This window comes from Catenulispora sp. MAP12-49 (genome assembly GCF_041262705.1).
Lineage (GTDB): Bacteria > Actinomycetota > Actinomycetes > Streptomycetales > Catenulisporaceae > Catenulispora.
In genome coordinates, this window is the sequence record NZ_JBGCCP010000005.1 from 240,718 (window position 1) to 253,723 (window position 13,006).

The following is a 13,006-nucleotide window of genomic DNA, read 5'->3' on the forward strand; positions in this document are numbered from 1 at the left end:
CGCGCTGCCCATCGGGTTTCCTAGCGCTCAACGGCTTTGTAATATCGATCTCTGCTCTGCCACAACACGGGGTTGGCAGATCAAACGGGGGAGGTCAAGGACTATGGCGCGTCCGACAGGCTGGGACGTTCTGGGGTTGGATGGGGATCCGACTCCGGGTGTCGTCGAGTCAGTGCAGGCGTTGGCGAAGCAGTTCGGGGACTTCTCGCACGACGTCGAGGCCGCGTACCACAATCTGAACTCGTTCGGGTCCGACGCTACGGCGATGCAGTGGATCGGTAAGACGGCTGACGCGTTCAAGGACCAGTACGGTCCGCTGCCGGGGCGGCTTCAGAAGCTGTACACGTCGTACTCCGAAGCCTCGGATGCCTTGTCGGCGTACTGGCCGGCGTTGCAGGCGGCGCAGACCAAAGCCGACACGGCACTGCGCCAGGCCCAGGACGCGCACGCCGATCTGCAGCGCGCGACGACCACCGCCAACACCGCGGCAACGGATCTGAAGACAGCGCGGCAGAACCAGGCCGCCACCCCGAATCAGCAGGCTGTGACGGATGCGCAGACCGCGCATGACACCGCGCAGACCAACCTGAACAACGCCAAGGCGAAGATGGCGGCGTTGACCAAGCAGGCCAACGACGCCTACAACGACCGCATCAACGCCGCCAAGACCTGCCAGAGCGCCTTGGGTAAAGCCCAAGGCGACGGCATCCACAACAAGTCCTGGTGGGACCACGTCGCCGAGGATCTGTCCGAGTGGGGCGGCAAGATCGCCGACATCGCCAACGAACTCGCGCCGTTCCTGGACGTGCTGGCCCTGGCGACCTCCTGGATCCCCGGCGTGGACGTCATCACCGCCGGCCTGGCCGAGGCCGACAACCTCATCGCGATGATCGGCACCGGCATGAAGATCGCCGGCGACGCCATGCAGGGCCACTGGGGCGACGCCCTCATGGGCGTCGGCATGGTCGGGCTGCAGTTCGTCGGTGGCAAGGCGGTCGAGAAAGTCGGCGGCAAGCTGATGGACAAGTACGGCGGCAAGCTCATGGAGAAGCTCGGCGCCCGGGGGAACAAGGAGGGAGTCTGCCTGACCGACCCGGTCGACGTCGTCTCCGGCTGGATGCTCACCGAAGAGACGGATCTGGCCCTGCCCGGCGTCCTCCCCTTGTTCCTGAACCGCGCTTACAACTCCGCATACGAAACCGGCCGTCTGTTCGGGCCCGGCTGGGCCTCGACCCTGGATCAAAGGCTATCGATCAACGGAGCCGGTATCCATTTCGCCGGCGACGACGCCCAGCTTGTGGACTATGCGATACCCGCAGCGGAAGAGGAAGTACTTCCCGCACGCGGCAGCCGTTGGCCGCTGGTGTGGGACCGGCAGACCGACGAGATCCGGATCACGGAACCCCGCAGCGGCCACACGCGGCATTTCGCCGTCGTCCATTACCGCGACGACGTCGGTGAGATCCGCGACCTGACCGCGATATCGGACCGCAACGGCAACCGGATCGACTTCCTGCGCGACGAGAACGGCACACCCACGACCGTCGAGCACTCGGGGGGATATCGCGTCGCCATCGAGACCGCGGCCACCCCCTCCGGAACACGGGTGACCGCGATCCGGCTGCTGGACCGTGCCGACGGGGCCGGCGGCACTGACGCCGACGGCGGCAGTACCCTGATCCGCCGCTTCTCCTACGACGACCAGGGCCGCCTCACCGGCGTCATCAACGACTCCGGCCTCCCCTACCGCTACGGCTACGACGAAGCCGACCGCATCACCTCCTGGGCCGACCGCGTCGGCTACCGCTACACGTACGAGTACGACACTCTCGGCCGAGTGGTGCGGACGACTGGCGACCACGGCTTCATGTCCGGTGCTTTCGTCTACGACGAGCCGAACAACACCACCACCTTCACCGACTCCCGGGGCGCGAGGTCCGTCTACCAGTACGACGACGAAGGCCACCTGACGACCGTCACGGATCCGTTCGGCAACACCACCTCGCTGCGGCACGACCGCCTGGGCCGGATCCTGTCCTGCACGGACCCGCTCGGGAACACCACCGACTACCGACGCGACGACCGCGGCAACGTCGTGGAGGTCCGCAACCCCGACGGGACCTCCGTCGCGATCGCCTACAACGATCTCGGGCTCGCCACCGCCATCACCGAGCCGGGTGGCGCCATATGGAGCCGGGAGTACGACCTCCGCGGGAACCTGGTGACGGTCACCGATCCGCTCGGCGCGGAGACGGTCTACCGCTACGCCGGGAACGGCGCGCGACTGGCCGTGATCGACGCTCTCGGCCACACCGTCCGCTTCGACTGCGACGTGGCAGGGCTGCCGCTGGCGATCACCGACCCGCTCGGCGGGACGATCGAAGCCGAGCGTGACGCCTTCGGCCGGATCGTCGCGGTCACCGACGCCCTCCAAGGCCGGACCACGACTGGCTGGACCGTGGACGGACTGCCCGCGTGGCAGGTCGGTCCGGACGGGGCGCGGCAGGAGTGGCGCTACGACCCGGAGAACTGCCTGGTCTCGTACTCAGACCCGCTGGGCGAGACCACCGGCTTCGAGCCCGGGCCGTTCGGCAAGGTCCTCGCCCGGACCGACCCGAACGGGGCCCGCTACGTCTTCGCCTACGACACCGAGCTCAACCTGGTCTCGGTGACCAACCCGGCCGACGCCCGATGGCAGTACACGTACGACGCGGCAGGACGCCTGGTGTCCGAGACCGACTTCATCGGACGCACCCTGGACTTCACCCACGACGCTGCCGGACGGCTGGTCCGCAAGACCACGGGGTCCGGGCACGAGATGTTCTTCGAACGGGACTGGGCCGGACGTCTCCTCCGCCGGCGCACCGCCGGCGAGGAGTCCGCCTACCAGTACGACCTGTCCGGCAACCTGATCGCCGCCTCCGGGCGCGATTCCGCGGTCACGATCACCCGCGGCGCCGACGGCCGCATCCTGTCCGAGACCGTGGACGGCCGCACGCTCACCAACGAGTACGACCGCGCGGGCCGCCGGGTGCGCCGGACGACGCCCACCGGCGTGGTCTCCACCTGGTCCTTCGACGCCGCCGGACGGGCCGCGGAACTCGCCACGAGCGCCGGACGGCTGGCCTTCGACCGCGACGCCGCCGGCCGGGAGATCGCGCGGGCACTGGGCCCGGACACGTGGCTGCTCCGTGACTTCGACGCCGCCGGGCGGCTGGCCACCCAGCAGGTGTGGTCCGGCGACCGGCCGCACACGCTCGCCGGGCCGGGCGGCGCGAGCCCGGAGCAGGCCGGACGGCTGGTCGTCGGCAGGCACTACGCGTACCGGTCGGACGGCATGCCGTCGGAGATCACGGACACGCTGCGCGGCATCCGGCGCTTCGGCTCGGACGAACTCGGCCGGGTCACGTCCGTGGACGGCGCGTCCTGGAGCGAGTCATACGCCTACGACGCGTTCGGCAACCTGACCCAGTCCGTCCTGCCCGGCGGCGACGACGCCTCGGGCGCCCGCGAGACCGACAGGACCCTGATCCGCCGCGCGGGCCGTACCAGTTACGAGCACGATGACGCGGGACGGCTCGTCAAGTCCACGCGCCGGACCCTTTCCGGGCAGCGCAAGGTCTGGACGTACTCCTGGGACACCGAGGACCACCTGGCCCGCGTGACACTGCCGGACGGCACGACGTGGCGCTACGTCTACGACCCGATGGGACGCCGGACGGCCAAGGCGCGGATCGCGGCGGACGGCTCGGTCGCCGAGTGGATCAGCTTCGTCTGGGACGGCATGCGGCTGGCGGAGCAGCACGCCGTCGGGCCGGACGGCGCCGTCACGGCCTTGACCTGGGACTATGACCCGGGGACGTTCCAGCCCGCCGCGCAGACCCGGCGATCGTGGGCGAAGGACGCCGACCAGCAGCGGGTCGACGAGGTGTTCCACGCCATCATCACCGACCTGGCCGGCGCGCCCACGGAACTGGTCACCCCGGACGGCCGGATCGCGTGGCACACCACGGCGAGCTTGTGGGGCCGCACCATCGCCGTCTCCGCGGAACCGGACGTCGACTGTCCGCTGCGTTTCCCGGGCCAGTACCACGACGGGGAGACCGGCCTGCACTACAACGTGCACCGCTACTACGACCCGGACACCGCCTCGTACCTCACCGCGGACCCCCTCGGTCTGACCCCGGCGCCCAACGACCGCTCCTACGTGTCCAACCCGCTGGTCTGGATCGACCCGCTCGGCCTCATGTGCAAGGGGCGCGACACCGAGTACGGCGGCCTGACCGACGACGACTACGAGGCGATGCGGATCTCGCACAACGACGAGGTCGCCGAGGGCGTCGACTACCAGATCAAGCGGATGCACGACGGGACGAGCGGCTCGGCGGACCACGAGATCCCGGGAATCGGCCACGACCCGCAGGGGCTCGCCGACTACTTCCAGTCGTGGCAGGGCAAGATGACCCACTACGATCATGTCCGCGGTTCCAATGTCGCTTTCGACTCCCAGAAGAACGTGCTGATCGTCGAGACGGCCGACAAGATCCACGGCTTCAAATACGATCCCGACAAGTTCAACACCGCGACGACGAAGAACGGGAATCCGAGGTACACAACGCTGTGAGAGGGTCCGTAAAGCTGGTCGCCGAGGACGGGCGCTTCATCCTGACGCTGACCACGCCCCAACGTGGAGCCGTCAGGTACGCCACCGACGTGGTCGAGGACCTGCCGGCTCCCGACCCCGTCGTGGAGGTGATGTTCGGGGCGCCCCGCCGAACGGTGGTCGAGACCGGGAGGCGCCTCGACACGGAGGAGCCGACACCTGTGACGCTCTCGGAAATCCGGTTGCTTTATCAGATGTTGAAGACCGTCCCCGAATGCTTCGGCTCAGAGGAGTCCTTCAACGTCCGAACCGGCTATTATCGGGAGAATTTCATCGAGCTCGCGCAGGGGCTGCTCGGCAAGGTCGAAAAGATCTCGCAACCTCCGGAGGGCTGATCGCGGCGGCCAGGAGCTTGAGGAACCGCGCGAGTCAGGACGCCGATACCGGCGAGAGCGTACACTGCGAACGCCTCGCCTCCGGCGTCCTGACGAGGCCGGCGCAGCCGCGATGATCGGCTGCGGGAGAACAGGGCAGTGAGGCGTCCAGTCCGACGGTCGAGGCCGGCGTGACGATGGTGGCGGATCCTCTCGGCCAGCGCGGGATGGCGGGCGCGCCAGCCCAGAGCCTGGCCCGAATGGGCGATGCCCGTAAGACCATCTTCTGCCCGGCCTGGCCGCATCCGCCGGCACCCGAGGTGACCATCACCGACGGACCGCCGCCTTCCGGCGCGGGCAGGTCCGCGCTCACGACAGCGTCTGCGCGACGCGCGGCGGCCTCCGACGGCGCGGTGGCCACGACGCGGCGGCCTCCGACGGCGCGGTGGCCACGACGCGGCGGGCCAGGCCGAGCCCGGCGAGCACCTCGTCGAGGACGCCGCGCTGGCAGAACCGGAGCGGACGACTGGCGCGCCTCCGACCGACGGCGACCTGCCGACTCCTGGGCCATGACGTGCCGAGCAGCAGCCGACCACTGGCACGGTCGCGACAGTTCGGAAGATCGGACGTCCGACAATTCTGGGAAATTTGTTTCGGCAGTTCTGGGATTTGGTGGCCGCGAAAGTGCTAGCTTGGGACCCGCAGATCACCGATCCGAGGAGCACCGTGGCCGAGCAGCGACTGATCGCCCGTCAGCTTCAGCCCGTCCTTGCGGAATTGCTTGCCGACGAACCGGTGGTGGTTCTGACCGGGGCACGCACCGTCGGCAAGAGCACGCTCCTGGCCGCCTGCGCCGAAGCCGAAGGGGTGCAGATCCTGGATCTCGACGATCTCCCGACCAGGCGGGCTGTCGCCGCGGATCCCGAGTTGTTCGTCGCGGCCGACCGACCGGCCCCGGTCTGCATCGACGAGTTCCAGCACGTCCCGCAGCTTCTCGACGCCATTAAGGCCGAGCTGAACAAAGACCTGCGCGCGGGACGGTTCATACTGACCGGATCCACCCGGTACGGATCCCTCCCCGCCACGGGTCAGTCGCTGACCGGCCGAGCCCACGTCGTCACCATGTGGCCGCTGTCCCAAGGCGAGATCACAGGAGTCAGGGAAACCGCCCTCGACGCCCTGATCAACGATCCCGCCTCGCTCGTCGTCAGCGATCCCGCCACAACCACGCGCAGTGACTACGAGCAGGTCATTCTCGCCGGCGGATTCCCGCTCGCACTGGCCCGCGACCCTGGACGCTCTCGCGACCGCTGGTTCCGCGATTTCGTGACGCTGGTCATCGAGCGGGACGTCCTGGAGATCCGCAAGGTCCGCCAACGCCAGGTACTTCCTCAGATTCTGCGCAGGCTCGCAGACCAAACCGGACAAGTGATCAACGTCGCGAACATCGCCGATGCCGTGGGGCTGGATGCCACGACAGTCAAGGACTACCTGGGGCTCTTGGAGGCTGTCTTCCTCATCCACCGCCTAGAACCGTTCACTCGCTCAGCCGCGAACCGCGCGATCCGTAGCGCGAAGGCCCATGTCGTCGACACGGGACTCGCCGCTCATCTCATCGGTCTCACCTCGCAGAAGCTGTCGGGTCGGCTGCCCGCGGCCCTGACCCAGTTCGGCCACCTCGTTGAGACATTCGCTGTGAACGAACTGATGAAGCAAGCAGGGTGGGCGGAGCAGGAGGTCGCGTTCTCCCATTTCCGCACGCGTGACCACCAGGAAGTCGACCTTGTCATCGAGACCGCCGCAGGCTCCGTGGCCGCAATCGAAGTCAAGGCGTCCGGCACCGTAACCGGAAACGACTTCGCTGGACTGCGGCTGCTACGGGACAGGCTCGGCAGCGCCTTCGTCGGCGGGGCGGTCGTCAATCTCGGCCAGCGGTCGTACACCTACGAGGACCGCCTGCACGTTCTTCCACTCGAACGCTTTTGGTCGCTGAGTTAGTTGCATGCTTGTTCCAGGAGGTTCGCCATGCGCCACAACACCGCCGTTCGACGGCTGCGCACCATCGCCGAGGATTGCGACAAGGCCAGCTCGTTCCTTACCGGCGAGGACGGGCTTTTCGCCGTATACGCCTTCGGGCCCGTGCTCGATCATCCCGGTGAGGATCTCGACGACGTGAACGTCGTTCTCGTGGTGGGACTACCCGTCGCGGAGCTTCCCTGGGGTGTCGAGCCGCTGGGCTGCACCTCGCTGGCTCACATGCTCAGGCTGGACAAGGCGCCGGTCCTGAGGCGGTGGCGGTCGGCGGAGTGGCCGGTGGCCAACCATGAGATCCGCAGGCCCATGCTCATCTGGTCGCGTGAGGACGGAGTCCAGACGCCCGCGCTCGACGCTCTGGCCGAACGGCGCGCTGAGCCCTTCCGACTCGCGGATGCCGATGACGACGTCGCAGCCGAACAGATCTCCCGCGAACTCAAGTTGTCGACGGCGCACCTTCGCGTAGTCCGTGACCGCTGGGACGATATCGCCTGGAGGCGTTCGCATAGTCGCGATGGCCGGTACCCGGAGGATCATCTGTGGCAGGCGGTCGACGGATTTCTCGATCTGCTCGACGCTTCGGCATCGACCACTCGCTCACTGGAGGACAACTGATGAGCGAGTATCAGTACTACGAGTTTCTCACTCTGGACAGGCCTCTAACCGACGACGAGTACGAGCAAGTGCGGGCGTTGTCGACGCGGGCGGAGATCACCCGGACCCGGTTCGTCAACGAGTACCAATGGGGCGACTTCCGAGGAGACCCCTCGGGACTGATGGACCTCTACTACGACGCGCACCTGTACTTCGCGAACTGGGGCACGCGGATCCTGATGCTACGTCTGCCGCTGTCCTGGCTCGACCTGGATACCGCAGCCGAGTACTGCAACGACGGAACCTTCAGCGCTCGCCGTAGTGGGAAGAACATCGTGCTGGAGTTCCAAAGCCAGGACGAGAGCGGCGACGACTGGGGGTACGAAATCCCCGGCTCACTCGGGCTATTCGCCAGCATACGGAACGAACTGTGCGCTGGTGATCTGCGTCCGCTCTATCTAGCCTGGCTGGCCGGCGTCTCCTACATCTTGGACGAATACAAGGACGACCTGTCAGATGGCGCTCAGGAAGACGACTACGGCATCGAGCCACCTGTTCCGGCGGGCCTCGCGCAGCTGACAGCGCCCCAGCGTGCGTTGGCAGACTTCCTTCGCGTGGATCAAGACCTGCTGAAGGCCGCAGCAGAGGCATCGGCCCCGATAGTTGATAAGCCTGCCGCCGATCAGGACGCCGCCCTGGACTCCTGGATCAGCGGGCTCACCAAGAAGCAGAAGGACGACGCCCTTCGACGCTTGTTGTCCGACGACCACACTCGTGCCCGCAAAGAAGTCCTGCGGAGCCTTCAACCACGCGCTCCCAAGCCCTCCACACTTCGACGCAAGATGTCGTCACTCATGGCGGCGGCAGCTTCCCAGGCCGAGATTCGCGAAGCGGAGCAGCAGCGGGAACTGGAGCGCCAGCGAGAACTGCGCGAACAGGAGGCGCAGCGCCAACGTGAAAGTCGACTCGCCATGCTCGCGGACCGGGGCGAACGCCCGTGGGCCGACGTCGCGGACCTCATCGCAGCGAAGAAGCCGAACTCATACGACGCCGCTGTCCGATTGCTCATCGATCTCGCCGAGATCAGTCGCCGCCGCGGTCGATCCGCACAGTTCACTGAAAGGCTCGCGGATCTGCGCTCGACTCATCACCGCAAACCGAACCTCATCGAACGGCTGGACGCCGCCAACTTGCCGTGAACTCGTGGCGGACTAGGGTCTGACCAGGCCGAACGATGCATTTCGCGACTAATGTACTTAGCGCATCGGTTGGCACCAGTGGCAGGCGGCGTACCCGATGGAGATCAGCAGCGGGACGTCCCGACGGCGCGCCTCCGCGAACGCCTCGTCGCCCCACTGATACCAATCCACGGGGTTGTCGGCGTGCTGGAGGAGGTAGGGGGAGGTGGCGCTGGCGAGCCGGTTCATATCCTCATCCTTGCACGGCACTCCACCGATCTCCTGACCAAGACACCAGACAGAACGCATGGTTGGTCCAGCTCGAAGATCCCGGTGACGACCTCGCTGAGCATGTTCGTGGGTTGTCGACTAGAAGCCCGCAGGGAGCATGGCGAACCCGACCCCGAGGAGTCACACTCGTGGCACCCGTTCAACGCCGAGAGCAGCGAACAATTCTCTGGTCTCCGGGTCGACTGAGTAGAGAACCGTGCCGCGCAAAGACCGCGTCATGAGGACACCGTAAGCGTTGCGAACAGCCCGATGGAGTTCGGCGTCATCGGTGATCCGGTTGGCCTTGTTCAGCACGTGCTCGCGATGGACAAGCCACTGGTCGCCGTCCCGAGTCAGGTCGGGTCCGATGATCACGCCACCCCACTCGTACTCGAGTCCTTGGGCGGTGTGGACACAACCAATCTGCGCGAAGCCGCCTTGGTCAGTGGCCCAGAAGTGACGCTTCGGTACTCCCGCAGTTTTCGGATTGTCGCCCGGGTTCCAGGGACGGGCCCAGCCACCGGGCAGTTTGACCTCGGGTACCGTCCCGGTGTCATCGAGCCAGTCCCAACAGATGCCTGCGGTCATCCGGGCTGTTCGTCCTTCTTTGAGCTTCGACTCGAGGAACTTCTCCATCTCGTGCGGAGACTCGGCGTAATAGAGCTCGAACGGCTCGGGCGTCTTGTCGGCGTCGCGTCGCCAGACGATCGGCTTGCCGTAAAGGAGATGCCGAAGCCAGGTGTCGTAGGTGGCGCTACCCATCGATCGCAGGACCCGGTCCAGGGTGAACGGCACGATCTCCGCGCCGAGATTGAGAATCTCCTCTTTGAGCCTGGCGGGCGTCCACACCTCGTCACCGAACAGGCGCTGATCCCCGTCGATGAAGAAGACCGGGACACGTGCGGCCCGGACTGCGATCTCCACTGAGGATTCCGGTCCCTTGCGCATGGCGAACGACCCTGTCTTCGGACGTGCCGACAGACGATGCGCCTCATCGCACAGGATCATGTCGACCTCGTCCTCCTCCCAGTCGGCCACCTGGATCAGCGGGATGAACGCGCCGCGGTAAGGCGACGACGCGCGCTTGAACGTCTCGCGTGAGGAGACACCTCCGGACACGTAGCGCGCGTCAACCGGCGGCACCGACACGTTCGCTCGGCCCAGCAGGGTAAGCGCCACCAGGCTCTTTCCAGTCCCTGGACGGCCTTCGATGACAAAAACCCTCTTCCGGCTCCGCGGCTCAGCGGTCATGACCTCCGCCATGACGGCATCGACAGCCTTTGCCTGCTGTTCCACCAAACCGAAGGACGCCATGCCCGCGACGATCTCGCCCAAGTCGTCGCTGATCCGCCCCGCCGACCGCCGGCCCTTGAGAAGCGCCTCAGCAGCTTCAGCTCCTGGCTCGGCGGCGAAATGCTCCGTGATGAAGTTGCGCAATCCGTTCGGATCGCGTCCGGTGAAGACCGGCACGTTCACACCGGGATTGGGACGGACTCCGATCACTGTCTTCACAGCGTGTTCGTCCCGCAGATTATGGAGATATGCCGCGGCAACGAGATTCACGTACCGGTCGTCGAACATGCTGTGATATCGGCGCAAGTTCAGAAGGTTGTCATATGCCTGCGCCGAGGGATGCTTTTTGTGTTTGTTGTAGCCGGGTGCCCACACCCATGCCACAGCGCAGGTCCTGCAAAGCCGACCGGCCCCGAGCAGGTCGCAGTGCACGCAGGATTTGATCCCGATCGGATTCGTCCCGTCAGGAGGCCCGACCGCACTCCACTGCTTCAGTTCGATGGCGGCGTAGCTGAGCATCCCGTTCGGATGACGTCCGGCCAATACGACATCGATCGGCGCCATATCCGGCTGAACACGGTACTCGATGAACATGTAAACGCCGCCGAGCCCATTGGCCACAAGGACGTTCGCCGCCTCGTAGACGCTGACGCGCCACGAGCGCACGTCGGCGTCGTCCGGGCCTTCACCGTAAGGATGGGCTTCGCGGTAACGGCGCTCGATCTCCGGGATGATCAGCGCGGAGTCTCTGACCAGTCGCTCCGCGGTCCAGAATGCTTCGACGGGCTTCCAGACATTCTTTGGCTTGCGCTTCTTCGACGCCACGCGATATCCCCCGGGCCTGGACGAATTCTGAGCGCTAAGCATGACATGACCGGGCCAGGCGGGACAATCGAGAATGGGATCCACGGCGCGTCGCGTTACAACGACGCGGCCGCCTACCGCGAATTTCCAGCAAGAAGGCCTTGTGTACTTAGGGGATCAACTGGCACCAGTGGCACGCGGCGTACCCGATGGAGATCAGGAGCGGCACATCCCGACGGCGCGCTCCGCGAATGCCTCGTCGCCCCATTGATACCGATCCACGGGGTTATCGGCGCGCTGGAGGAGGTAGTCCGACGGCAATCTCCGGCCTCATCCTGGACAGCGGCGGCGACAGCAGCTTGTCGCGGCTGCGCAGAGCGCTCACTCCGCGCGGCACGCTGGTGATCGCCGACGGCGCAGTCGCCGGAAAGTGGCTGGGCCTCGGCCGCCGGACAAGAGCAGTGGCACTGTCTCCGTTCGTACGCCAGCGCCTGACCACGTTCATCGCCAAGCAGCGACACGGTGACATGGAGACGCCCGCCGTCGAAGCCACGTACGCGCCGGCCGATACGCCCAAGGCCGTGGCGGCTCGAACGCACCTTCGAAAAACCCTTCGCCATATCAGACCACTGCGAATAGCGTGGATTCGCAAGGACAGGTCGAAGCGTCACGCCGCCGCCGCTCGGGTCGGATCCGGCCGTGGGTGGCACGGCGAACGCGCCACTCGCACGGAAGGTATCGAGTCTGTCTTGGGTATGCGATTCAAGTCCGCAGGAGCCCTCAGCGCCGCCACTGCGGCCATCCTCTTCACCGCGTTGGCCGGCCCGGCCGTGGCCGCCAGCGGTCCGACGAGCGCCGTCGCGCTCCCGTTGACCGGGTTCTCCTCCATCGTCGCCGACTCCGCCCATCACCAGGTCTTCGTCTCCGGGGCCGGGGCCGATCCGGTCGCGGTCGCCGACTTCGCCGGCCAGCCGGTCAGTACGCTCTCCTCGCTCGACGGGGCGACCGCGCTGGCGCTGTCGCAGGGGGACGGGATCCTCTACGCCGCGATCGGCGGGACTGACGAGATCGCGGCGGTCAACACCTCCACGTTGCAGGAGGTGGCCCTCTATTTCACCGGGACCGGCCATGATGCGCGGCATCTGGCCGTTGTCGGCCACGACATCTGGTTCAGCTACGGCGCTTCGGGCCAGTCCGGGATCGGGGTGCTCGATCCCGCGGCACTTACCGTCGCCACGACCGCCGAGTCGACGTTCTACAACGCCCCCGTTCTCGCCGCTTCGCCCAGCGCGCCGAATGTCCTCGTCGCCGGCGACAGCGGGATGAGCCCGTCGGTCGTCGAGTCCTTCGACGTCTCGACCGGTGCGCCGGTGCCCCTGGCGAAGTCCAACCCCTGGTCGCAGTCGGACGGGTGCGAGAACCTCTCGCAGTTGGCCGTCACCGCTGACGGCGCCGGCGTCGTCACGGCGTGCGGCTGGCCCTACCACGGCAGCGAGCTCACGCTCAACGGCATGACCGAGAACGCCACCTACCAGACCGGCGCGTACCCGAACTCCGTAGCCGTTGCTCCCGCGAACGGCGCCATCGCCATCGGCGTGGCCGACGCGAGCCCGTCGGTCTACCTGTTCCAGCCCGGCACCTCGAACCCGACCGGCACGTACCAAGTCAGCGGCTCCGGCGTCTACGGGCTGGCCTGGAACCAGTCCGGGTCCGAGTTGTTCGCCGTCTCGACCCCGTCGACGCCTTCGTCGTCCACACCGACCTTGAACGTCATCGGCATCTCCTGAGACGCCGGCCGGGACCAAAGGGCCGCATGCGTGACGGCGAAAAGCCGTCGCGCGTGCGGCCTGCTTCTC

General features: G+C 66.6%; 7 protein-coding genes and 2 pseudogenes. 6 read left to right on the top strand and 3 right to left on the bottom strand.

All coding sequences use genetic code 11. The annotated features are described in order from the left end of the window. Window positions 1-103 precede the first annotated feature (103 nt). From ABIA35_RS13520 to ABIA35_RS13540, 5 genes are all read left to right on the top strand, one after another. Window positions 104-4,624: a DUF6531 domain-containing protein gene (locus ABIA35_RS13520; RefSeq protein ID WP_370358087.1), complete on the top strand. Its 4,521-nt coding sequence runs from the start codon at window positions 104-106 to the stop codon at window positions 4,622-4,624. A gap of 89 nt (window positions 4,625-4,713) precedes the next feature. Continuing rightward, complete coding sequence (locus ABIA35_RS13525) at window positions 4,714-4,998, top strand: hypothetical protein (RefSeq protein ID WP_370336871.1); 285 nt, start codon at window positions 4,714-4,716, stop codon at window positions 4,996-4,998. A gap of 705 nt (window positions 4,999-5,703) precedes the next feature. Then, complete coding sequence (locus tag ABIA35_RS13530) at window positions 5,704-6,975, top strand: ATP-binding protein (protein ID WP_370336869.1); 1,272 nt, start codon at window positions 5,704-5,706, stop codon at window positions 6,973-6,975. A gap of 27 nt (window positions 6,976-7,002) precedes the next feature. Then, window positions 7,003-7,626 (top strand): hypothetical protein, encoded by a 624-nt coding sequence (locus tag ABIA35_RS13535; protein ID WP_370358088.1) that lies wholly within the window; start codon window positions 7,003-7,005, stop codon window positions 7,624-7,626. Beyond that, window positions 7,626-8,804: a hypothetical protein gene (locus tag ABIA35_RS13540; protein ID WP_370336866.1), complete on the top strand. Its 1,179-nt coding sequence runs from the start codon at window positions 7,626-7,628 to the stop codon at window positions 8,802-8,804. The genes ABIA35_RS13535 and ABIA35_RS13540 overlap by 1 nt, the downstream gene beginning before the upstream one ends. 63 nt (window positions 8,805-8,867) lie before the next feature. On the opposite strand, the pseudogene ABIA35_RS13545 reads toward ABIA35_RS13540, so the two are convergent. From ABIA35_RS13545 to ABIA35_RS13555, 3 genes and pseudogenes are all read right to left on the bottom strand, one after another. Then, a pseudogene (locus ABIA35_RS13545) lies at window positions 8,868-9,032 on the bottom strand (DUF255 domain-containing protein); the annotation flags it as partial. Between the two features lie 162 nt (window positions 9,033-9,194). Next, a complete protein-coding gene (locus tag ABIA35_RS13550) occupies window positions 9,195-11,171 on the bottom strand; it encodes a DNA/RNA helicase domain-containing protein (protein WP_370336864.1) in 1,977 nt (658 codons plus the stop codon). Between the two features lie 154 nt (window positions 11,172-11,325). Continuing rightward, window positions 11,326-11,471, bottom strand: a pseudogene (locus tag ABIA35_RS13555) (DUF255 domain-containing protein); the annotation flags it as partial. Between the two features lie 428 nt (window positions 11,472-11,899). Here ABIA35_RS13555 and ABIA35_RS13560 point away from each other — a divergent pair. Then, window positions 11,900-12,937 carry a hypothetical protein gene (locus ABIA35_RS13560; RefSeq protein WP_370358089.1) on the top strand — a complete coding sequence of 346 codons (1,038 nt, stop codon included), beginning with the start codon at window positions 11,900-11,902 and terminating at the stop codon, window positions 12,935-12,937. Window positions 12,938-13,006: the final 69 nt, after the last annotated feature.